The following is a 23,861-nucleotide window of genomic DNA, read 5'->3' on the forward strand; positions in this document are numbered from 1 at the left end:
CTTTTCATGTCTTAAGTTTAAGCTGGAGGACACATGGAGTTAAGCCGGAGGCAGTTCTTTCGAATCTGCGCGGGCGGTATGGCAGGAACCACTGTTGCATCCCTCGGATTTTTATCATCTTTTTCCGTTCACGCGGAAACCCGTCAATATAAACTCTTAAAAGCAAAAGAGACGCGGAATAACTGTACATACTGTTCAGTGGGCTGCGGCATGTTGATGTACAGCCTTGGCGATACGGCCAAAAATGTCAAAGAAAGCATCTACCATATTGAGGGCGATCCGGATCATCCTGTAAGTCGCGGCTCCTTGTGCCCGAAAGGTGCGGGCGTTCTGGATTATATTCATAGCGAAACGCGCCTGCAGTATCCTGAATATCGTGCACCGGGCTCTGATAAATGGCAGCGAATCAGCTGGGAAGATGCGATTAATCGAATTGCTCGATTAATGAAAGATGACCGTGACGCAAACTTTATTGAGAAAACCCCCCAGGGTGTGACCGTTAACCGCTGGACCACAACCGGTATGTTGTGCTCCTCGGCGGCAAGTAATGAAACCGGAATTCTCGACGGCAAATTTACCCGTAGCCTGGGAATGGTGGCTATCGATTGCCAGGCCCGGCTGTGCCACGGCCCAACCGTGTCTGCGTTGGCACCGACCTTTGGTCGTGGAGCGATGACCAATAACTGGGTCGATATTAAAAATGCCAACGTGGTGCTGATTATGGGGGGCAACGCGGCCGAAGCACATCCGGTTGGTTTTAAATGGGTGATAGAAGCACAAACTAAAAACGACGCTACGGTCGTGGTGGTTGACCCGCGCTTTAACCGTAGCGCCGCTATTGCCGATCTTTATGCGCCGATCCGTGCAGGGTCCGACACTGCATTCCTGCTTGGCGTGATTCGTTATCTGCTGGAAAATGATCGCGTGCAACATGAGTATGTGCGGCACTACACCAACGCCAGTTTGCTCATCCGCGATGACTATCAGTTCAACGATGGCCTTTTTAGCGGCTATGATGCGAAAAAAAGGCAGTACGACAAATCCAGCTGGTTCTATCAACTGGATGAACAGGGCAATGCCCTGCGCGATGAAACGCTGACTCACCCACGCAGCGTGTGGAATTTGCTGAAAAATCACGTCGACCGCTACACACCTGAAATGGTTAACCGACTGTGCGGTACGTCGGTGGCAGATTTCAACCGAATCTGTGAAATCCTCGCCAGTACCAGCGTTCCGAATCGCACCGCGACAATCCTGTATGCGTTGGGCTGGACGCACCATTCCGCCGGAGCGCAAATTATCCGCGCAGCAGCGATGCTTCAGTTGTTGCTGGGCAATATCGGTATGGCGGGCGGCGGTGTCAACGCTTTGCGCGGCCACTCGAATATTCAGGGTTACACCGACCTCGGTTTGCTCTCGACTAACCTTCCTGGCTATATGCCGCTACCTTCCGAAAAACAACCTGACTACCAGACCTATATCTCGCAGGTTACCCCGCCTGCGCTTGGCGTGAATGAAGTGAATTACTGGAAAAATACACCAAAATTCTTCGTCAGCATGATGAAAAGTTTCTGGGGCGATCGCGCTACTGCTGAGAATAACTGGGGCTATGACTGGCTACCGAAATGGGATCGTCTATATGACGTGATGACCCAGGCTGAGCTGATGCTGGAAGGCAAGATTAACGGCTACATCGTACAAGGTTTCAACCCGCTGGCAGCGTTTCCTGATAAAAACAAATCCTCCCGTGCGCTTGCGAAACTGAAATATATGGTGGTTATCGACCCACTGGCGACCGAATCGTCGAACTTCTGGCAGCATCACGGTGAGATGAATGACGTGAAGCCGGAAGATATCCAGACTGAAGTCTTCCGGTTGCCATCATCCTGCTTTGCGGAGGAGGACGGTTCTATTGCCAACTCCGGGCGCTGGCTACAGTGGCACTGGGCGGCGGCAGAGCCGCCTGGCGAAGCATTGCATGATGCAAAAATCCTCGGGCGCCTGTTTATGCGCTTGCGTGAACTTTATCAGCAAGAGGGCGGAGCCAATCCCGAACCGTTGCTGAACATGAGCTGGGACTATAAAGATCCGTACGACCCGCATCCGGAAGAAGTTGCCCGCGAGGGAAATGGGATGGCACTTCAGGATCTCTATGACGATAAAGGGCAACTCATCGCTAAAAAAGGCCAGCAGCTCAGCAGCTTTGCGCAGCTTCGCGATGATGGCTCTACCAGTAGTTTCTGCTGGGTGTACTGCGGAAGCTGGACGGAGCAGGGCAACCAGATGGCTAACCGTGATAACAGCGATCCATATGGTTTGGGGTGTACCCCTGGCTGGGCATGGTCGTGGCCAGCGAACCGCCGTATTCTTTACAACCGTGCGTCTGCCGATCCCGCTGGAAAACCGTGGGATGCAAAGCGTACGTTGCTGCGCTGGGATGGCAAAAAGTGGGCAGGTATGGACGTTGCCGATTACAGTCAGGCCGAACCGGGCAGCAATGTCGGGCCGTTTATTATGAATCAGGAAGGCGTCGCGCGTCTGTTTTCTATAGACAAAATGAACGATGGGCCGTTCCCGGAACATTACGAACCCATTGAGTCACCTATTGGCACCAATCCGCTGCATCCTGAGGTTATCTCCAGCCCGGTTGCGCGTATCTACCGTGGCGATATCGACAATATGGGTAAAGCTGACGCCTTCCCGTATGTCGCCACGACTTATTCCATTACTGAACTTTTCCGCCACTGGACCAAGCATGCATTGCTGAATGCTATCGCCCAGCCTGACCAGTTCATCGAAATTGGTGAAACGCTGGCGAGCAAAAAAGGCATTGCAGCGGGTGATACTGTGAAAGTGATGTCAAAACGAGGCTTTATCAAAGCGAAGGCGGTGGTAACTAAACGCCTGCAAACGCTGACGATAGATGGTAAGCAGGTCGATACCGTTGGTATCCCTTGCCACTGGGGATTTGAAGGTGCAACGCGCAAGGGTTTCCTCGCCAACACGTTAACGCCATCTGTTGGTGATGCCAACTCGCAAACGCCGGAATATAAAGCGTTTCTGGTCAACATCGAGAGGGCATAAGGGAAAGAACTCATGGCTATGCAATCACAAGATATTATCAAACGCTCGGCGACAAATCGCATCACGCCGCCGCCGCACGCACGCGATTACCGTGCAGAAGTAGCAAAATTAATTGATGTCACCACCTGCATTGGCTGCAAAGGCTGTCAGGTAGCCTGCTCAGAATGGAACGATATCCGCGATGAAGTGGGCTATTGCAACGGCGTCTATGACAATCCAACTGATCTCAGCGCCAAGTCATGGACGGTGATGCGCTTTAGCGAAACCACTCATAACGACAAGCTGGAATGGTTGATTCGCAAAGATGGTTGTATGCATTGCGAGGATCCAGGATGCCTTAAAGCATGTCCGTCTGCCGGAGCTATCATTCAGTATGCTAACGGAATTGTCGACTTTCAGTCTGAGCACTGTATTGGTTGCGGCTACTGCATTGCCGGCTGCCCGTTCAACATTCCGCGACTCAATCCAGAGGATAATCGCGTCTACAAATGCACACTGTGTGTCGACAGGGTTAGTGTCGGTCAGGAGCCAGCCTGCGTGAAAACCTGTCCAACCGGCGCTATCCAGTTTGGTACCAAAAAAGAGATGCTCAATGTGGCAGAAACCCGCGTGATGCAGCTTAAAAAACGTGGTTATGCCCAGGCGGGGGTATACAACCCACAATCCGTGGGCGGCACTCATGTGATGTACGTTCTGCACCATGCAGACCATCCTTCGCTCTACCACAATCTGCCGGATGACCCGAAAATTGCCGCGCCGGTGAACCTTTGGAAAGGTATTCTCAAACCACTCTCCGCTGCTGGATTTATCGCCACTTTTGCTGGACTGATTTACCACTACATAGGTGTCGGACCGAACAAAGAGACTGATGATGAGGAGGATAGCGGTCATGAGTAAAAGCAAAATGATACTTCGTACTAAATTTATCGACCGTGCCTGCCACTGGACGGTAGTAATTAGCTTCTTCCTGGTATCACTCTCTGGTGTTGCGCTGTTTTTCCCGACGTTGCAATGGCTCACCGAAACCTTTGGTACGCCGCAAATGGGCAGGATCCTACATCCATTCTTTGGAGTGGTGATTTTTATCGTGCTGATGTTTATGTTCGTTCGCTTTGTACATCACAACATCCCCGATAAACAGGATCTTCCCTGGATTAAAGGTATTGTTGAAGTACTGAAGGGGAATGAACATAAAGTCGCTGATGTCGGCAAATATAATGCCGGTCAGAAAATGATGTTCTGGAGCATAATGAGTCTGATCTTTGTGCTGTTGGCCACTGGGGTCATTATCTGGCGGCCCTACTTTGCCCACTATTTCCCGATTAACATTGTTCGCTGGAGCTTACTTATTCACGCTACGGCAGCTATCGTTCTGATCCACGCTATTCTAATCCACATGTATATGGCATTTTGGGTGAAAGGATCTATAGAAGGCATGATTGAAGGAAAAGTCAGCCGACGTTGGGCGAAGAAGCACCATCCACGCTGGTATCGTGAGATAGAGCGTTCAGAGAACCAAAGTGAAGATACAAAATAGAGCCAGTCACTATTTTTAGTGGTTTTTTCATCAGTATCGTTTATGAACAAACCGTAAACAGCCAAAATTACATTGGCTGTTTACGGTATTGGTTAACAACACTGCAAGCATTGCAGTGTCTGATTCTCATCATATCCATTAATAGATGGATTAATCATGTCAATAGATACTTGATTATTGACCAAGTAAGATACAGATAGAATGCGATCTGTATTGATTGTAATGACCATCGAAAATAACGCCACTGGTAACGCTCTCTGGCGTCGGCTGCCGCGATTGCAGCTACAGAACTTTGTTTTTTTCTTCGTCTTAATAGAAGAGTGCGGAACCAAAGTATCAGAAGGAGTACAAGAAATATTTTTGTAAGCAATGAGCTGTATGTATTGAGATAATTTTCCAAAACACAATTGATATTATTCATTCTTATCTTCCATTTCCTCAACTGGTCGTAGTGGTTATAACAAGCAATGACTTACAAAGCTACTCTAAAGAAAAGTTACTGACGACATCCTCAACTGATTATTTTTATGAAAGCATGACATGCTGATGTTAGCTATGCATCTAATTCTTCTTTTTGCCATCATTATTGATGGCATCTTCCAATAAATTCCTGAAATTCGTCAAAATAAAGTTGAATGATTGTGCTTACATAACCTGGGTAAAAAGATATGGATCAAAAGCTAAACGATCTCGAAAAAAGTCCTTTAAGTATAAAAAAAGTACTGCCACTATGGGTATGGATGTTGTGATGTTTTCGTAAACCAATGCTAAAAATGGAGCTTGATATGGCAAACCTTAGATTGGATACAATTGGAGTCATCAGCATTGAAAATGGCACAGTGGAGTTGGTACTGGAACATAAGTATATTCCTGCCCTCGTTGGCCTTGATGGGTTTAGTCACATACAGGTCCTATGGTGGCTATCCTCCTGTGACAATCCTATGGACCGAAGTAAAATGACAGAGCATCAGCCCTATAAAAATGGTCCTGATGTATTAGGAACATTTGCAACACGGTCTCCTTATCGTCCAAACCCTGTCGCACTCGATTGTTCACAAGTGACATATATAGATCATGATAAAGGAGTCATTGGTTTAGCATGGCTGGATGCTTTTAATGGTTCTCCGATACTGGATATCAAACCTTATATACCGGGTATTGATAGAGTCGAAATTCCAAACGTCCCAGAGTGGTGTCGTCACTGGCCACACTCATATGAAGAATCAGGTGATTATGACTGGGAAAATGTATTTACATCTGACAAGTCATGCTGAAATCTCACCCAATACCCGACTTTAAACTGCAGTTGAGAATCTTTAGCTAAGAATAGGTAGTGAGGGGTAATGTTAAAATTCATTAAAAAACAAAAAAATGCCATCGTTGTTTTGCATGAGATATATGGTGTTAACGATCATATAAAAAAGGTATGTAATGAGTATCATAACAAAGGATTTGATGTTTATTGCCCCTCTCTACTGGAAAATAAAGCACCTTTTTTATACTCACAACAAGATGAAGCTTACAGATACTTTATAAACCATTCTGGGTTTAATCCTTCAGGAGTCGTTTCTTTGCTCAGTACGATTCGCCCATGCTACAGGAAAATCATAGTAATAGGCTTCAGCGTGGGGGCCACAATTGCCTGGTTATCTGCTGAAAGTAAATTGTGTGATGGTGTTGTTTGTTACTATGGCTCTCGCATCAGGGACTATGCTGATATTATTCCACCTTGTCCTTGTTTGGTTATTTTTGCTGAGTTTGAACAGTCTTTTGATCCTGTTTTAGTGCAACGTCAACTGAGCGACAAAGCATCCGTCACATGTCATATACTCAACAGCCACCATGGCTTTAGTGATCCTTACGGGGAAAACTTTGACTGCAGGAACGCGGAAATTGCCAGCGATCTGGTTGCTGATTTTATCAGCAGAATTGTACAGTGAACTTCTTTCAACATTTAATTCGTACCCGAACTACTGAAAACGCGCGCTGTATTCTCCTGGAGTTATGCCAAACTGACGCCGGAACAGGCGGCAAAAATAGTCACTGTCATGATATCCGCACCTCTGTGCCACTTCGCTAATTGGCAGATGATACTTCTGTAAGATGATGCGTGCCTTCGCCATTCTGACCCAGCGGAGATACTCGACAAATCCCATCGTGCCGTGCTGGGTAAACAGCTTGGATAAGTGATTCGGAGTGATGTTGAAAAATTGTGCCACGCTTTCCCGGGTCAACTGTTGAGTATAGTTGTCCTGTACCCAGTTACACATGCTGTGATAGAGAAATTCTGAGCGCGGTCGCTGTGTGTCCGGCCGGGTATTGACCACGCTTCGGCACAGATGCAGCAAGCTGAGCACCAGGGGCTGAATGATATCCTGTGCCTGAGGAGAGCGGCTCAAATGGGTTAATGCAGTAAGCATTGCATCACCTTCACCACGCTGTGGATGTGGCAACTCAATGCGGCGAATCGGACGCAAATGTGAGGCGGTGCGGTTGTCGTAAAAAGACAACCCCAGCCACGCCGGAGAAAACACCAGACTCAACAACATAACCGGTTTATCGCTTCCGGGTAAATTGGCCGCTCTGGCAGGGATAAACAACATGTCGCCTTCCGGCAGACTGTGCTGTTTTTTTTCCAGTTGATTGCTGTACTCCCCACGTAGCACGATATCGAGGCGCGGGAGGTCAATGCACAAACTGCTGGTCGGTAAATTGGCTGGCTGAGTGGCAAACCACACGCGACCCAACCGCTGTGGGTTTAACACCAGGCCGCTGAACAGATCGGCAAAAAACTGTTGGTCTGCGGGCAAGCCTGGTTCTTTCATCACTCTATCTCTGTAGGATAAGCGCTATAAATGCATTAACTGTCTGAACTCTTTCACTTTACTCCGACTGACCGGGATTTCAAATTCCAGATCTTTTAACCGCAGAATGTAGGTGTTATTGAACCACGGTTCGATCTCGCGAATTTTGTTGAGGTTTACGCAGAAGGAACGGTGACAGCGGAAAAAATGTGAAGCGGGCAGTTTGCTGCAAAATTCGGTGATGTTCATCGGCATGACATACGATTCGCGCCGTGTATAGACAAAGGTCATCTTTTCATGGGCTTCAGCGTAATAAATGTCGTTGATTGGAGTCACGATGATCCGCTCATCTTTGATCAGGTTGATCGTGTCATTTTCACGTGTTACGGGACTGGTGAGCGTCGTACCTGCTTGCTGTTGCTGCCAGGCCGCCTCCAGCTTTTGTAGCATGCCAACGATCCGCGATTCCTGGTATGGTTTCAGAATGTAGTCAAACGCTTCAAGCTCAAACGCTTCAACGGCATGCTCTTTCCAGGCGGTAATAAACACAATAAAGGGTTTATGCGCGAACTGGCTGATATTTTGCGCAAGTAGTACGCCATCCAGCGAGGGAATATTGATATCCAGAAAAATAGCGTCGACGCGGTTATGCTGCAGATATTTCAGCACGTCCAGACCATCGTCAAACGTCCCGACAATCTCCATCTGGCTGTGCTCTTTTATCAGCCAGCTAAGTTCCTGTTGGGCCAGGAATTCATCTTCAACAATGATGACTTTCACAACTTCACTCCTGGTTAAAGCAATAAGGTAGCCGGTGCTGCGGCGGGCGAGTGTTGATTGGGCACATAGAATGCTATTTCTGTGCCTGGTTCCAGGCGGCGGATATGTAATCCTTCGCCGTAGAGCAGCTTCACGCGGTGATGTACATTCAACAGACCAATTTTATTGCCCGGCATTTCGTTGGATTCGACCCGTTCAATAACTTTCGGATCAATACCATGGCCTGTATCCCTGACGGCGATCCGGACCCGATTACCGCACTCCGCGACGCTGATAGTAACCACGCCTTTCCCCTTGCAGGGTTGAATGCCATGGACGATGGCGTTTTCTACCAACGGCTGAATCAGCAGGCTGGGGATATAGCAGCTGACCTCTTCATCAATATCATAAATAACAGTCAGCTTGTCGCCAAAACGGGCCTGTTCGATGGCGATGTAATCTTTGATTTGATACAGCTCTTTTTTGATATCAATCTGCTCATCGTCTTTTAATTCAATATTATAGCGAAGATAACGTGACAAATTAAAAATGAGCTGGCGTGCGGTGTCCGGATTTAACCGCACGGATGAGGAAATAGCGTTTAGCGCATTAAACAGGAAATGGGGATTGATTTTACTTTGCAACGCCCGTAGCTCTGCCTTATTTGCCATTTCGCGCAGTTGCTCTGCACGGGATACTTCGAGTTGAGTGGAGATGATTTGCGACAGACCGATTGCCATCTCCTGTAACGAGGAGGTGATCTGGTGAGCGTGACAGTAGTAGATCTTCAGCGTGCCGGTCACAACACCTTTTTCCCATAAAGGGATCACCAGCATGGAGTGTATTTCTGGTGTACGATGTGCTTCATCATTGTTTTTTATGATAATTTTTCCGTAATTTATCGCCTGTTGAGTGGTGGGGCTGACGAAATCATCATTGTCGCGATAGTTTAGTTCCCCAACACCAACGTAGGCCAGAACGTGCTGGGTATTGGTAATTGCGACCGCATCTGCATGAATGTCATGGCGAATAATTTCGCACACCTGACGTAACGATTCGCTGTTCACATGACGAAAGAGTGGCAGGGTTTTGTTAGCGATATCCAGTGCCAGCTTGGCCTGCTTTGCGGCGCTGGCCTCTTTCTCTCCTTCAACGCTTTGTACCAGCATGACAATAAAGCCAATGCAGACGCTGCCAAGGATCATTGGGATACCGATTTTTGAGACAATATCCAGCCCCAGTTCGGTGGTGGGGGCCCATGCGACGACCAGGATCATAGTCAGCGTTTCGCACAGCATCCCGCCTAAAATACCTGCGCGCCAGTGCTGCGCTTTGGGGATCTTACGGTTGATCCAGCCAGCAATACAGCCCGCCAGAATACTGGTAATAAAGCACGGAAGGGCGGTTACGCCGCCAATATCGATCAGGTAGCGATGAATACCCGCGATAACACCTGTAATGATGCCGACCCACGGACCGAACAGAATCCCCCCTGACATTACAGCGATAATACGTACGTTAACCAGAGAACCTTCTACCGGTACGCCGGACCAGGTACTGAACAGAGCAAACATGGAGAAAATCGCGGTAACGGCGAGTAGCTCTTTCGGGGAGTGTGCAGACTTGTGCAACAGTTCGCGGAACAGGCGGATACGAATCAGGAAAAACAGACAAAACAGCATCAGCGCTGCCCGATCAAAGACCGCCAGCAGCATATTGAATATTTCGTGCACGGGTGACTCTTGCGAAAGGATTAAACCTCTATGATAGGTAACCTGAGGCTGGATGACCAGCATACCCGTAAGACCCGTCTAATGAGGAAAAACCATAATATTAAAAGGGGATTGTAAAGAAGAGGTGAGTTTACAATACATATCGAGGATTGGTTGATTTACGAGGTAAAATTTATAACATCAAAATGTTAATGGATGGTGATTTTGTCAATCAGTCAAAACTGTCCATTTCCCTTTTTATTTTTTCAGTTCCTCTTTTACGTCAGTAAAAAATATTTTTGTTTGCCTCTCGACAGATGGAATTTATTCAGGCTATTTTCTAAACGTGCCACCATCGTGGCAGCGTCGCTCGGACGGTCCGGGCGCTAACGTTAATCCTGAGGATATTATGGCTGACTCCCGCCCTGAACGTCGCTTTACGCGTATTGATCGCCTTCCCCCTTACGTTTTCAACATCACTGCTGAACTGAAGATGGCTGCGCGTCGGCGTGGCGAAGATATTATCGATTTCAGCATGGGGAATCCGGATGGGGCTACGCCTCCTCACATTGTCGAAAAATTGTGCACCGTGGCTCAGCGCCCGGATACGCACGGTTATTCAACTTCTCGCGGTATTCCACGGCTGCGTCGGGCGATTTCCCGCTGGTATCAGGAACGCTATGACGTTGATATCGATCCTGAGTCCGAAGCCATTGTGACCATTGGCTCCAAAGAAGGGCTGGCGCATCTTATGCTGGCGACACTGGATCACGGTGATACAGTTCTGGTACCAAACCCAAGTTACCCAATCCATATTTATGGTGCTGTGATTGCCGGAGCACAGGTGCGTTCTGTGCCGTTGGTGGAAGGGGTCGACTTCTTTAATGAGCTGGAGCGTGCGATCCGCGAAAGCTACCCGAAACCGAAGATGATGATTCTGGGTTTCCCGTCCAACCCGACTGCGCAGTGCGTGGAGCTGGAGTTCTTCGAAAAAGTGGTTGCACTGGCTAAACGTTACGACGTGCTGGTGGTTCACGACCTGGCCTATGCTGATATTGTTTATGATGGCTGGAAAGCGCCGTCTATCATGCAGGTTCCGGGGGCGCGTGACGTAGCGGTTGAGTTTTTCACTTTGTCGAAAAGCTATAACATGGCGGGCTGGCGCATTGGTTTTATGGTTGGCAACAAAACGCTGGTTAACGCGCTGGCACGCATTAAGAGCTATCACGATTACGGCACGTTCACGCCATTACAGGTTGCGGCGATTGCTGCGCTGGAAGGCGACCAGCAGTGTGTGCGGGATATCGCTGAGCAGTATAAGCGGCGCCGTGACGTACTGGTCAAAGGGCTGCACGAAGCTGGCTGGATGGTAGAAATGCCAAAAGCGTCGATGTACGTCTGGGCGAAAATCCCGGAGCAATATGCCGCTATGGGGTCACTGGAATTTGCCAAGAAACTACTGAACGAAGCAAAAGTATGTGTTTCGCCGGGGATTGGCTTTGGCGACTATGGCGATACTCACGTGCGTTTTGCATTGATTGAAAACCGAGATCGTATTCGCCAGGCGATCAGAGGAATTAAAGCGATGTTCCGTGCGGATGGCTTACTGCCTGCCGGTACGAAATCAGCAACTGAAAACGCTGACTAAAGATCGTTCAGATACAAAAGCAAACAGGAGCCTGATGGCTCCTGTTTTTTTGCTGCATCTTTTTATTTAGATCATCAGGGCAAAAGTACCGGCCCAAACGATGACCATAAATGAAATGCCCATAAAGAAATATTTCACTTTTCATCTCTCCGCGTACCAAAAGCACGCCTAAATGAACATACACTTACCTGACAGAGAGCTGATGCCACTGTGAGCAAACCAGAGAATACCCCTCGTTTTCTACGCTGCATCACCTCAGAATTCTGAGCTTTAATGCTCCAGACGGCGCTAATGTACGCCTAAAAATGAGGTGAGACAAGAGGCATTTTTTTATTTAATTTTAGTAACTTACGAGTGTCGTGATTCGGCGACAGTTTGATTTCTATCTGTAATGAATTGCTATTGGGCGACGCAATGTTTACTCAGATAATTCTCATATCCCCATGATATAAATGCGGATATTTTTTGCGAAAATTTCGATAAGAAAGGTTAGATATGACCAGACTAATGATGTTAGCACTCATTATTACGCCACTGACGTCGATGGCAGCGGCTCCGCTGGCACTGAATTTCAGCTGTGCAAGTATTGGTGGCGTGAATAGTGACGGTACAGGTAATGTTTGGATTAACGGCGAAAAAGCGATCGTTAAAACATTCAATGAAAATTACTGGGAGGCAAAAAGCGGTAAAAATACCGTCTCCATTTCCCGTAAAGATGACGGGAACCCGGATGTTTCCTGGACTGGTCCTAATCGTAAACACGGGGTCTGTCTGCCGGAAGATAATAAGAGTTATGCTCCGGTAAAAAAATCATCTAATGCTGGCCCGACCTTTTCATGTTCTGCAGTCGACAAGGGAAGCATGGAAGAGATTATTTGCCACAGCCCGTCACTTTCCGCGATGGATGTGAAGTTGAATGCTGTATACCAGCAGGCGCTGGTTAAATCGAAGAATGATCCGATGTTGAAAGCGGAGCAGCGCGGTTGGATAAAAGGACGCAACGAGTGCTGGAAAGAGCAGGATAAGCCTGCCTGTCTCTCCCGCGAATATAGCCAGCGGATGTCTGAATTACAGAACAAATGGGGTGTCAGGTAATTCCGTCGCAGAAAAAAAGAAAGGCCGAATGGCCTTTCTTTTTAGATATATAACGAAGCTTCGCCCATGGGCCTTGTTTTGAAACGACGGTGGATCCAGAGATACTGCTCGGGTGCTCGCATGATCTCTTTTTCGATAATCTTGTTCATATAAGCCGCCGCCAGGTTCTCATCAGCCGGGTAGCCTTCCATCTCTGGCGTAATAAACAGACGGTAACCGGAGTTATCCTTTTTTCTCACCATCGTGACAGTCAGCATTGCGGCACCGGACAACCGTGACAGTACATAGGTACCATTGGTCGTTGCTACATCTTTCACCGCGAAGAATGGGGCGAACGAACTTCCTTTGCGACCGTAATCCTGATCGGGAGCAAACCATACGGCCTCTCCTTTTTTCAGTGCACCGACAATGCCTCGCAGATTATTTCTGCCGATCATGGCTTTGTTTGAGCGCATACGTCCACGAGTTTGTATCCACTCCATTAACTTATTGTTGTGTGGGCGATAGGTTGCCATCATCGGTTGGCAAAGTCCCATTACGCGACCACCCAGCTCCAGCGACATAAAGTGTACGCCTACTACCATCACGCCACGGTTTTGAGTTTGAGCACGTTTCAGGTTATCCAGCCCTTCAACGTCAAACCATTTACGTACCCGGCTGTCAGGCCAAAACCAGGCCATACCTGTTTCAAGCAAAGCCATCCCGAGTGAGCGAAAGTTTTCTTCGACCAGTTTATCTCTCTCTTGCTGGGATAAATTCGGGAAACAGAGTTCGAGATTTTTACGTGCAATAGATTCACGACGTTTTAAAAACGGGCGTGCAAGCGTACCGGTGCGAGTGCCCAGAAAGCACAAAACCGGATAGGGGAGTTGCACCAGTAACCAGAGCACACCGACACCAAACCATGTGAGCCAGTAACGCGGATGCAAAAACGCGCGTGAAAATTTACATTGGGGGAACATAAGCACCTGCTGTTGATACGAAAATGTTGTATCGCGAAGATTCTTTATCTACAGCGGTACACTCTGATACTGATCGTTAGGCCACCATGAGCGACGATGGTTCCTGTAAAGAGTGTAAAACTGAGTCAGGACAAAACCACGGGGAGCATTAATGATCGGACGTATAATGTACCACCTGGAGATTAATGTCAGCCAGAGATAAATAATCAAGAAGAGTAAATGTTTTCAGGTGGACAAGAAGAACAATGAAGCCAGATATAATGCGTTGTTTTTATGATGGTTAAATAAAATACGATAAAACTCCATTCAACAAGGGATGATGCAATCATTGTTACATAATTGTTGCCTGAATTGCGTGCCGATAGGAATTGTCTTAGAATATAAATACAAGGAGCGTAAGGACTTACGTGAAGTTTTACGGCAGACAGGAGGTACCGCTATGCTCTATTTCTGGACCTTTCTCGTATTGTGTATTCTGAGCGTCAGCTGCTACATCTGGCAGGTTATGGGCGTTTGGGCGTCAATCAGTTCTTTTATCGGTATGGCCATCCTTTCGGCATTAATATATTTCGTTACCATGTGGTTGACTACCGGTGATGAAATGGTCACTGGGTTATTTCTTTTTCTTGCCCCAACATGTGGTCTGATCATTCGCTTTATGGTGGGAGACAGTAAGCATTAGCTTGATGCGACACGATTGAAAATAAAATTAGTATCACGTTGATGGTTTTTCTGATCTTTCATGCGATGATTCTTAAGTGCCAGCATTGCTGGCACTTTTTTGCCGATCTAAAGTGGATTAGCGGGCATCAGCAAGCTGTAATGACGCTTCTTCTTGCTGGGCATTTTTTCGCTGTTGCTCCAGCTCTAGCGCACCGCGGTGAGACAGATAGCAGAACAGGATGCAGCACACTATCCCGCCCATCAGCAGATAAAAACCACCATGCCAGCCCATTTTGTCAACCATCACACCAAACAGGCTGGTTCCCAGTGAAGCGCCAAAAATGTAGCTCATAAATCCGCGTAATCCTACGGCAGAGCCAACTGCGAAGCTGGGGACGATTTCCATGGTTTGCACGGATGCCAGGAACTGTGGAACATAAATCAGGCAACCAACAATTGCGGCAAAAATGGTTACCATCAGCAGGGATTCGCTTTTCCAGTAGCCGATCAGACAGACGAATATCAGCGCCATACAAATCATTGCCAACGGCATACGACGACCTTTAAACAGTTTATCGGTGAGCCAGCCTGCCAGTAGCGTGGAAGGAATTGCTGCCCATTCGAAAAACAGAAAAGCAACGCTCATTTGTTCTTTCGAAAAATGTTTTTCGGTTAACAGATAAATAGGCAGCCAACTGATCATGCCAAAGCGCACCATGTAGACAAACACGTCAACCAGTGAAACATACCAGGCATTCTTATTACGCAGAACATAGGTACAGAAAATCTGGAAGGCGCTCATATTTTCCGGAGCCTGGGTAACGTGCCGGGTATTGAGCACCACTTTTTCTTCCGGCATCATTTGTTCCAGCGTTGGCAAACCTTCTTCGCGCGGTGAACCTTTTCCCAGCATCAGAACAATAAAGGCAAACAGTACAGCAATGCAGGCAGGGACGATATAACTGGCGCTTTGCCAGTGTTCGCTGCCCAGAATGGCAAAGGCTGCGCCAACAATAGGCGCGACAATACCACCGCCAACGTTATGAGAGATATTCCAGAATGCGCCAACGCGTCCACGTTCTTTACGCGGGAACCAGTTTGCGATGGTAATAAACGATGGGCCAACACCCATCCCCTGGAATAATCCGTTGAAGACAACCAGCGCGGCAAAAATCCAGAATCCGGTGCTGAATCCCAACCCTACATTCACAATCGCGCACAGTATCAGGCCGCATGCCATGAAGACCTTAGGACTGGCCTTATCAGCCAGGCTACTCATAATGCCTTTACTGATCCCGTAAGCAATAAGCATGCAACTACTGAGTAAACCAATCTGCGTTGCGCTGAGATCCAGATGCTCTTTCAGATATGGAGTGGAGAGCGTGAAGTTATTACGTACAATATAGTACGCAAGATAACCGAGAAATACGCTAAGTAGAGCTTGCATTCGGTATCGACTATATGTCTCGTGGATTTTTTCCGTCGGGACTTTATTTGCCGATGGCCCTGTCTTGAATATTGAAAACATATCATCACCTAAATTTATATTGATGTGAATATCAGGGAGGTTCGGCAAGAAGAGTGAAATAGATGATGAAGAAACTCAAGTTGATGAAATGTGTCAATATTGACTCATTTTGTTGGGAGTGCGACTGGATTTGACCCATTTAAATTAAGTGGTCTTTATTTTTATTATTTTCAGTTGGTTTTTATTATCAGCGTGTGCGGGTATTAACAAAATTGACAGGTGTTTTAAGGTATTCTTTGCTCATGTTTTAGCTTACTGATTGGTTATTTTGATAACAATCTTATCCTCCCTTCGCGGTGCTATCAAACGGGTAACTTTTGTCTCAATATTATTTTTCGAATATGTTGGTATTTATGAACGGGATCACAAACAGGTTTTTCTGTCGGGGATGGATTTTTGCCATCTCGCTCTTTTTTATACCGTTGTTGGCGGCCAGCCTTGCGCAGGGGAAAGAGCTGGTAATGGCGACAACGTTCTCGCCAGGGGCCACGGCCTGGATTATCCAGCGCTGGCAAACGGAGCCTGGGTCGGTGATGATTCGTACGCTCAACCGGACCAGTTCCTCTCTTGAGCAACTGCTTGATACCGCGAATGCGGAAAATGTCGATCTTATTTTGACTTCATCTCCCATGCTTTTGCAGCATCTTCAGGAACATCAAAAGCTTGCACCTTTTGATAATGCGCTACCAGAAAGCCAGCGGCTGGTACCAGAGTCGATCCGCTCAACGTCCGTGGCGGTGGCAATATCGGGCTTTGGTCTGCTGATTAACCGTTCTGCGCTGGCTGCGCGACACCTGCCGCCCCCGACTGACTGGGGAGACTTAACGCACCCCAGATATCAGGGGGCATTGCTGATGAGTAGCCCGTCGCGCTCCGATACCAATCACCTGATGATAGAATCACTGCTTCAGCAAAAAGGGTGGGAGCAGGGGTGGGCGACGTTGCTGGCAAGTGCCGGAAATCTGGTGACAATTTCGTCACGGAGTTTTGGTGTCGCAGACAAAATTAAGAGCGGACTGGGCGTCGCTGGGCCGGTCATTGATAACTACGCTAATTTGCTGCTTAACGATCCGCATCTGGCCTTTACCTATTTCCCGCATTCTGCGGTTTCGCCTACTTACGTGGCCGTGCTGAAGAACAGTCAGCACGCGAATGAAGCACGCCGCTTCATTCGCTATCTATTGAGTCCGGAAGGACAAAGGATCCTCGCGGATGCCAATACGGGGAAATATCCGGTAACGCAGCTGGCTGCTGATAACCCGCGCGCGAGTCAGCAGGCGTTCCTGTTGAATCAGTCACCGTTAAATTATCGTCTTATCCTGAAACGACAACAGCTGGTACAGCGGATGTTTGATACCGCTATTAGTTTCCGTCTCGCGCAACTGAAGGATGCCTGGCGGGCGTTATACAGTGCGGAAGCGCGCCTGAAACACCCGCTACCTGAAATTAGAGCGTTGTTGACCAGTGTTCCGATCGATCCGCAGAGTAGCGAAGATGAAGCATGGCTTGCCCGGTTTGATAATAAAAGCTTTGCGGAACAGCAGATGATGGAGTGGCAACTCTGGTTTCTTAAAAATCAGCGTCAGGCCATATCGAAACTGGAAGAATTAAAATGAAAACCGGCTCGATATTACAACGCCTTCGCCAGCTCAGCATCAGCAGCAGTCTGCGAGGCGCTTTCCTGACAGGAGCGCTGCTGACGTTAAGCGTGAGCTGTGTCAGTTTGTATTCCTGGCACGAGCAGAGTTCGCAGATCCGTTATTCGCTTAATGACTATTTTCCGCGTGTCCATTCCGCTTTTTTGATTGAAGGGAATCTCAATCTGGTGGTTGATCAGCTTAATGAGTTCCTGCTGGCACCCAACACAACGGTAAGACTACAACTGCGCAACCAGATAATTCAGCATCTGGATAAGATTGAGGCGTTGAGCCAGGGGTTACAGTCAGAGGAGCAACAGCAACTGGTCGTTATTTTGCAGGACAGCCGTGCTTTGATGGCGGAGCTGGACAGGGTGCTCTACAACATGTTCCTGGTTCGCGAAAAAGTTAGCGAACTTTCCGCGCGCATTGACTGGCTGCATGATGATTTTACGACGGAGCTGAATTCCTTGGTGCAGGATTTTACCTGGCAGCAAGGAACACTGCTGGATCAGATTGAAGCGAAGAACGGTGATGAGGCTCAATATCTGAAACGCGCCAGGGAAGTGCAAAATGAACAACAGCAGGTTTACACACTGGCGAGAATTGAGAATCAAATCGTTGATGATTTGCGCGACAGGCTGAATGAGCTGAAGTCAGGTAGCGATGATGGAATGCTGGTGGAGACTCACATTCGCTATCTGGAGAATCTGAAGAAAACGGCAGATGAAAATATTCGAACCCTTGATGACTGGCCCAGTACGATAACGTTGCGGCAAACTATCGATGAATTGCTGGAGATCGGGATGATGAAAAATAAAATGCCCGATACCATGCGCGACTATGTCGCCGCGCAGAAAGCACTCGTGGATGCCAGTCACGCCAGAGAAGCTACGCTCGGACGCTTCAGAACGCTGCTTGAAGCACAACTGGGTAGCAGCCATCAGCAAATGCAGATGTTTAACCAGCGGCTGGAGCAGATTGTTCGCGTCAGCGGTGGAATTATTCTGCTGGCGACTCTTCTGGCGCTGCTGCTGGCCTGGGGATTAAACCACTATTTTATCCGCTCGCGACTGGTGAAGCGTTTTACTGCGCTCAATCAGGCTGTGGTGCAAATAGGTCTGGGTAGAACCGATGCGACCATCCCGGTTTATGGGCGTGATGAGTTAGGACGCATCGCGCGTTTACTGCGTCACACGCTAGGTCAGCTTGGGACGCAAAAAAGGCAGCTTGAGCAGGAAGTCGCGGAGCGTAAGGAGATTGAGTCCGATTTACGCGCGACGCAGGACGAGCTTATTCAGACGGCAAAACTGGCGGTGGTCGGCCAGACTATGACCACACTGGCGCATGAGATTAACCAACCACTGAACGCGCTGTCGATGTATCTGTTTACCGCGGGAAGGGCTATCGAACAAGGTCAGTTAGCCCAGGCAAGGAGCACCTTAACCAAAGCAGAAGGGCTGATTACCCGTATTGATGCCATTATCCGCTCACTGCGGCAGTTTGCGCGGCGGGCTGAACCGGGAGCGCCGCTACATCCGGTCGATTTGCGCCAAAATCTCAGTGCAGCCTGGGAGCTGTTAGCTATGCGGCATAAGCCACAGCAGGGCACGCTTACACTGCCTGAAGAAACCATATGGGTACTGGGTGATGAAGTGAGAATTCAGCAAGTGCTGGTTAACGTGCTGGCAAATGCGCTGGATGCCTGCCCGATAGCCGCCGAAATTGAGGTGTCCTGGCAAGTGCAGGGCGACACGCTGAGCGTAATTATCAGTGATAATGGTCCCGGCTGGCCTGCGGCGTTGCTGCCGTCTCTTTTGAAGCCGTTCACCACCAGTAAGGATGTTGGACTCGGGATTGGCTTATCGATTTGTGTATCGTTGATGACGCAGATGAAAGGCGAGTTGCGCCTGGCGTCGACGTTGAGGCGCAATGCCTGCGTAGTACTGCAATTCAACCTGACGGATATAAAAGATGTTGAGTGATGAATATTCTGTTCTGCTAATTGATGATGATGCCGATGTACTTGACGCTTACACGCTGTTGCTTGAACAGGCGGGTTACCGCGTACAAGCCTGTAATAATCCCTTTGACGCAAGAAATTGGGTACCGGCTGACTGGCCTGGGGTCGTATTAAGTGATGTGTGTATGCCGGGGTGTTCCGGGATCGATCTGATGACCTTATTTCATCAGGATGATAATCAACTGCCAATTCTGTTGATCACCGGACATGGAGATGTGCCGATGGCGGTGGATGCAGTGAAAAAAGGCGCATGGGATTTCCTGCAAAAACCGATCGATCCCGGCAAACTGCTGGTGCAGGTCGAGGAGGCCTTGCGGCACCGGCAATCGGTGATTGCCCGTCGTCACTATTGCCAGCAAAAGCTACAGGTTGAACTGGTCGGGTACAGTGACTGGGCAAATCAGTATCGGCAGCGTTTACAACAACTGGCAGAAACAGATATTGCCGTTTGGTTTTATGGTGAGCCTGGTACGGGTCGCATGACGGGTGCACGGTATTTGCATCAACTGGGGCGTAACGCCCAGGGACCATTTATTCGGGAAGAGCTGACATCCGGGAAAGCGGATCAACTTAATGAACTCATCGCCAGGGCGCAGGGAGGGACGCTGGTATTGAGCCATCTTGAGTGTCTGACGCGCGAACAACAACACCATCTGGTTCACCTGCAAAGTCAGGATCAGCGTCCTTTTCGCTTAATTGGCATTGGGGCGACATCGCTGGTAGAACTGGCAGCAACAAACCAAATTGTCGCGGAGCTCTATTATTGTTTTGCCATGACGCAAATTGGTTGCCAGCCACTGTCATTGCGCCCGGACGATATCGAGCCATTGTTTCGCCACTACCTGCATAAAGCCTGCCTGCGGCTGAACCATCCTGTTCCACAGGTAGACACCGAGCTATTGAAAACTATGCGGCGTCGAGCATGGCTAAGTAATGTCCGGGAACTGGCGAATGCCGCGGAGCTTTTTGCCGTTGGATTGCTCCCACTGGCAGAAACCGCCAATCCGCAGATGCACATGTCTGAACCGACACCCCTGGACCGTCGGATCGAAGAGTACGAACGGCAAATAATAACCGAAGCGTTAAATATTCATCAGGGGCGAATTAATGAGGTGGCAGAGTATCTGCAAATACCGCGTAAGAAACTGTATTTGCGGATGAGGAAATATGGACTTAGCAAAGAACACTATAAGTTTTAACGTATTGTTGGTTTGACCTGCCGGTCTCTGGTTCTATCTTCTGGCATATTTTGGTGATCGTTTTAATGATCACCAAAATATGCCAGATTTGCGAATTAATATCTGAGTATTGGGTTTACCACATCAAATCATCAGGCACGACAAAATCAGCGTACGGATCGTCCTCGTCTTTCGCTTCCTGGCTCAATTCGCAATTTAATACAATGTAGCTTGCATCGCGCTGCGCAATCTTATCAGCCACAACTGCTGGTATAATCGCGTATTCGCTATCGCGGTCACTTTCAGCAACCAGACGTGCAATGGCAAGACGTCCTTTGATCAACTGGGTTTGGGTAACCTTGTCAACATATATTTTTTTAATAAGATTATTATCGGTAAAGTTATAGCCAATATCGCCATGAGAAATGGTAATTCTGTTCATCTCAATTAGCTGCTTAATCTGCGCTTTATATTCTTTAGATAAGGCAGCTTGTTTTTGCTGTTCACTAAGCTGTTTATCACGCTCAATTTGCGCTTTTTTATTTTCTTCTACCGCTTCTCTGGCTTCGCGAGCCTGAACACGCGATTTTTTAGCCGTTCTTTGCACTTTCGCCATTTTTTTGCTGGTGACTAAGCCAGCTTTCAGCATCTGCTCTTGTAGGGTGAGTTTTGTCATGTTCGTTTCTGAATCCAATAAAATCGTTGTCAGGATTATAACCTCAACGTTCGACGGGATGCCAGATGCGGTAGCTTCGCCAGTCCGCTTCTGAAGCGGAGGCCAGAGCCAGGTAACCTGCGGATCTTCTCACCTCAATCCCATTTTCCGGAGTACGCTGTCAGGTATGAGGGCGAGTAGGCGTAATTATGTGATTGAGATGACTGGAAACTGAGTGATAAATAAGGCGTGGGATTTGTGAAGGATGCCATACAGTACCCTCTCCCGGTGGGAGAGGGCTAAGGCGGAAACTACACCACCATTTCCATTTCCATCTTCACCGGATGGAAACGGCGTTTAAAGTAAATCAGACCGTGTCCTTGCTGGCCCAGGGTAATGTTCCTGATTTCCACCAGATAGACCAGATGGCTGCCGATGGTCTGCACCTGGCTAATCTCACCCTCGAGGCTCGCCAGCGAGCCTTTCAGAACCGGCTGGCCCAGTGTGCCTTTCTGCCAGCATGAAAGGTTGAAACGGTCTTCCATTGCCATACCGGTCATCCCGGCGAAGTGGCGGGCCATCACTTCCTGTTCGTGGTTCAGCACGTTGATACACAGCTTACCGTTGCCCTGAAACACCGGGTTCATCGCGCTATTGCCGTTGATACAGACCATTAGTGATGGTGGCGTATCGGTCACCGAACAGACCGCTGTGGCGGTGATACCGCAACGGCCCGCCTCGCCTTCGGTGGTGATGACGTTAACGGCGGCCGACAGACTGGCCATGGCATCGCGAAAACGCAGACGTTGTTCATCTAATTGCATTGTGACCTCCCGCTGCTGGTTACTTCAGCAGTTTATCCAGCATGTTGATATCGGTATTGTTGTGCAGGTGTGGTACTGTCCAGCCGTTCTGGTCGTATTCAGACAGGCAGCGGTCCACCATCGCCATCATTTTGTCCATGTTGCCGGAGCTTTGGGCCTGACGCAGGCACTGCAGACGAATTTCATCCTGGCTGCCGGAGTAGTTGATTTCATACAGCTCATGCCGACCGCCAAATTCGCTGCCAATAGCGTCCCACATCAGTTTGAGGATCTTAATGCGCTCGACGTGATCCATGCCGTTCGAACCGCGCACGTATTTTGCCAGGTATTCGTTTATCTGTGGGTTGTTGAGATCACGTACGCTGGACGGCAGGTAGATCAGACCGCTGGTTACGCTGCGTTCAATAATGTTTTTGATTTTGGCGTAGGCCATCGGCGCCATCACCCGATAGGTTTGCAGCGCAGCATGATCCGGCAGATACGCGCCATTGACCCACGGCGTTGCTTCGGCGCACATCGAATCGCTCAGCGCCCAGAACATATTGCGCCAGGCTACCACTTCGCCAAGCTCGGCTTGTACGCCACGGAACTCCAGGGTACCGGTGCACTCCAGCGAGCGCTTCAGCAGGGCGGTGATAAAATCAAGTTTCACCGCCAGGCGTACGCAGGCCTGTAACGGATACATACGCGCGAAGCCACCTTCCATCGTCCAGCGACGGCAGCGGTCAAAATCGCGATAAATAAGTACGTTTTCCCATGGGATAAGCACGTTATCCATCACCAGGATCGCATCGTTTTCGTCGAAGCGGCTGGAGAGGGGATAATCGTATGGCGATCCGGTTGCTCCGGCCACCAGCTCATAGGAGGCGCGGGAGATAAGCTTGACCCCTTCAGCATCCATTGGCGCGACGAACATCAGCGCGAAGTCCGGGTTTTCGCCCATCACCTGTGCAGATCCGAAGCCAATCATGTTGTAGTGAGTCAGCGCTGAGTTGGTGGCCACGACTTTCGCGCCGCTGACGATGATTCCGGCGTCGGTCTCTTTCTCCAGCTTGATGTAGACGTCTTTCACTTCGTCGGCTGGCTTATGGCGGTCGATAGGCGGGTTGACGATGGCATGGTTAAAGTACAGGCCGGTTTCCTGAATACGGGTGTACCAGTTGCGGGCGTTCTGTTCAAACTGCCCATAAAATCCTGGGTTCGCGCCTAGCGCACAGCCAAATGCGGCTTTGTAGTCCGGGGTGCGGCCCATCCAGCCGTAGCTCAGACGTGACCATTCGGCGATGGCGTCGCGCTGCTGGCGCAGATCGTCGGCGCTTTTCGCGACGCGGAAGAACTTGTGGGTGTAGCCGCCGCTGCCTGTATCGGTACCCCAGCACAGGGTGTCCTGTAACTCGGGTTTATGCAGCGCATCGTACATCTGGGCAACGGAAGCGGCGGCGTTGCGGAAAGCTGGATGTGTGGTCACATCTTTAACGCGTTCGCCGTAGATATAGATTTCGCGACCGTCCTGCAAGCTCTTCAAATACTCTTCACCGGTTAACGGGCGTTTAACGTCTGCACGGAAATTTTCAGGTTTCATAGGGGACCTCTTCAGTATTAATCGGAGTGTTAAATTTATGTTTTATTTTTGTTGCTCAATTAAGGCGGTTAACGAGGTTTTCGTGAAGAGACTTTTAAGTCAACAGTGGGTACTTTTCAGGTGAGATAGCGTTCTGTGATCCGGGTGTCGTTTAGTTTGTTAGGGCGAGG

Annotated in this window: 20 protein-coding genes; 11 read left to right on the forward strand and 9 right to left on the reverse strand. The window is 48.8% G+C overall.

The window, feature by feature from the left end:
• Positions 1-33 precede the first annotated feature (33 nt).
• From fdnG to SK36_RS04675, 5 genes are all read left to right on the forward strand, one after another.
• A complete protein-coding gene (gene fdnG / locus SK36_RS04655) occupies positions 34-3,084 on the forward strand; it encodes a formate dehydrogenase-N subunit alpha (RefSeq protein ID WP_075261755.1) in 3,051 nt (1,016 codons plus the stop codon).
• 12 nt (positions 3,085-3,096) lie between these two features.
• Entirely contained in the window at positions 3,097-3,981 is an 885-nt protein-coding gene (gene fdxH / locus SK36_RS04660) for a formate dehydrogenase subunit beta (protein ID WP_048220872.1), read from the forward strand.
• Positions 3,974-4,621 (forward strand): formate dehydrogenase-N subunit gamma, encoded by a 648-nt coding sequence (gene fdnI / locus SK36_RS04665; RefSeq protein WP_048220873.1) that lies wholly within the window; start codon positions 3,974-3,976, stop codon positions 4,619-4,621. Before fdxH ends, fdnI begins: the two co-directional genes overlap by 8 nt.
• Positions 4,622-5,406: 785 nt before the next feature.
• Positions 5,407-5,895, forward strand: coding sequence for a TrmO family methyltransferase domain-containing protein (locus SK36_RS04670; RefSeq protein WP_048220874.1), 489 nt, complete (start codon positions 5,407-5,409; stop codon positions 5,893-5,895).
• A 69-nt stretch (positions 5,896-5,964) separates the two neighbouring features.
• Complete coding sequence (locus SK36_RS04675; RefSeq protein ID WP_048220875.1) at positions 5,965-6,561, forward strand: dienelactone hydrolase family protein; 597 nt, start codon at positions 5,965-5,967, stop codon at positions 6,559-6,561.
• A 30-nt stretch (positions 6,562-6,591) separates the two neighbouring features.
• Here SK36_RS04675 and SK36_RS04680 read toward each other — a convergent pair whose 3' ends face one another.
• The 3 genes from SK36_RS04680 to SK36_RS04690 are packed head-to-tail and all read right to left on the reverse strand — an operon-like array spanning position 6,592 to position 9,917.
• Entirely contained in the window at positions 6,592-7,446 is an 855-nt protein-coding gene (locus SK36_RS04680; RefSeq protein WP_048220876.1) for an AraC family transcriptional regulator, read from the reverse strand.
• 24 nt (positions 7,447-7,470) lie between these two features.
• Positions 7,471-8,205, reverse strand: a complete 735-nt coding sequence (gene ypdB / locus SK36_RS04685) for a two-component system response regulator YpdB (protein WP_045445801.1) — start codon at positions 8,203-8,205, stop codon at positions 7,471-7,473.
• Positions 8,206-8,219: 14 nt separating this feature from the next.
• Positions 8,220-9,917, reverse strand: a complete 1,698-nt coding sequence (locus SK36_RS04690; RefSeq protein ID WP_136345336.1) for a sensor histidine kinase — start codon at positions 9,915-9,917, stop codon at positions 8,220-8,222.
• Between the two features lie 388 nt (positions 9,918-10,305).
• Here SK36_RS04690 and alaC point away from each other — a divergent pair, with 388 nt between their 5' ends.
• Positions 10,306-11,544 (forward strand): alanine transaminase, encoded by a 1,239-nt coding sequence (alaC, locus tag SK36_RS04695; RefSeq protein WP_045449736.1) that lies wholly within the window; start codon positions 10,306-10,308, stop codon positions 11,542-11,544.
• A gap of 66 nt (positions 11,545-11,610) precedes the next feature.
• Here alaC and ypdK read toward each other — a convergent pair whose 3' ends face one another.
• Positions 11,611-11,682, reverse strand: a complete 72-nt coding sequence (gene ypdK, locus SK36_RS24575; RefSeq protein WP_010723117.1) for a membrane protein YpdK — start codon at positions 11,680-11,682, stop codon at positions 11,611-11,613.
• Between the two features lie 357 nt (positions 11,683-12,039).
• On the opposite strand from ypdK, the gene SK36_RS04700 reads away from it, so the two are divergent.
• Complete coding sequence (locus SK36_RS04700) at positions 12,040-12,639, forward strand: lysozyme inhibitor LprI family protein (RefSeq protein ID WP_048220877.1); 600 nt, start codon at positions 12,040-12,042, stop codon at positions 12,637-12,639.
• Positions 12,640-12,680: 41 nt separating this feature from the next.
• Here the strand turns inward: SK36_RS04700 and lpxP are convergent, their stop codons facing one another.
• On the reverse strand, positions 12,681-13,601 hold the full coding sequence (lpxP, locus tag SK36_RS04705) for a kdo(2)-lipid IV(A) palmitoleoyltransferase (RefSeq protein WP_045445791.1): 921 nt from the start codon (positions 13,599-13,601) through the stop codon (positions 12,681-12,683).
• A gap of 439 nt (positions 13,602-14,040) precedes the next feature.
• Here lpxP and SK36_RS04710 point away from each other — a divergent pair, with 439 nt between their 5' ends.
• Positions 14,041-14,283, forward strand: a complete 243-nt coding sequence (locus SK36_RS04710; RefSeq protein ID WP_048220878.1) for a YfdY family protein — start codon at positions 14,041-14,043, stop codon at positions 14,281-14,283.
• Positions 14,284-14,400: 117 nt separating this feature from the next.
• Here SK36_RS04710 and pgtP read toward each other — a convergent pair whose 3' ends face one another.
• Positions 14,401-15,792, reverse strand: a complete 1,392-nt coding sequence (gene pgtP / locus SK36_RS04715; RefSeq protein ID WP_045445785.1) for a phosphoglycerate transporter PgtP — start codon at positions 15,790-15,792, stop codon at positions 14,401-14,403.
• Positions 15,793-16,253: 461 nt separating this feature from the next.
• Between pgtP and pgtC the strand changes: the two genes are divergently transcribed.
• From pgtC to pgtA, 3 genes are read left to right on the forward strand one after another with little or no spacing between them, the layout of a single operon-like run.
• Entirely contained in the window at positions 16,254-17,408 is a 1,155-nt protein-coding gene (gene pgtC / locus SK36_RS04720; protein WP_190284579.1) for a phosphoglycerate transport regulator PgtC, read from the forward strand.
• Positions 17,409-17,419: 11 nt separating this feature from the next.
• Positions 17,420-19,414, forward strand: a complete 1,995-nt coding sequence (pgtB, locus tag SK36_RS04725; RefSeq protein ID WP_167493947.1) for a two-component system sensor histidine kinase PgtB — start codon at positions 17,420-17,422, stop codon at positions 19,412-19,414.
• Complete coding sequence (gene pgtA / locus SK36_RS04730) at positions 19,404-20,651, forward strand: two-component system response regulator PgtA (RefSeq protein WP_045445779.1); 1,248 nt, start codon at positions 19,404-19,406, stop codon at positions 20,649-20,651. The genes pgtB and pgtA overlap by 11 nt, the downstream gene beginning before the upstream one ends.
• A gap of 115 nt (positions 20,652-20,766) precedes the next feature.
• Here the strand turns inward: pgtA and SK36_RS04735 are convergent, their stop codons facing one another.
• The 3 genes from SK36_RS04735 to hpaB form a co-directional block, all read right to left on the reverse strand.
• The gene (locus SK36_RS04735; protein WP_048220880.1) at positions 20,767-21,306 is read right to left on the reverse strand and encodes a DUF2058 domain-containing protein; all 540 of its coding nucleotides are present in this window, start codon (positions 21,304-21,306) and stop codon (positions 20,767-20,769) included.
• A gap of 290 nt (positions 21,307-21,596) precedes the next feature.
• Positions 21,597-22,109: a 4-hydroxyphenylacetate 3-monooxygenase reductase subunit gene (locus tag SK36_RS04740; RefSeq protein WP_045445773.1), complete on the reverse strand. Its 513-nt coding sequence runs from the start codon at positions 22,107-22,109 to the stop codon at positions 21,597-21,599.
• 19 nt (positions 22,110-22,128) lie between these two features.
• Positions 22,129-23,691, reverse strand: a complete 1,563-nt coding sequence (hpaB, locus tag SK36_RS04745; protein WP_045445771.1) for a 4-hydroxyphenylacetate 3-monooxygenase, oxygenase component — start codon at positions 23,689-23,691, stop codon at positions 22,129-22,131.
• Between the last annotated feature and the right edge of the window lie 170 nt (positions 23,692-23,861).

It is taken from the genome of Citrobacter sp. MGH106, from assembly GCF_001037495.1.
GTDB lineage: Bacteria > Pseudomonadota > Gammaproteobacteria > Enterobacterales > Enterobacteriaceae > Citrobacter > Citrobacter murliniae.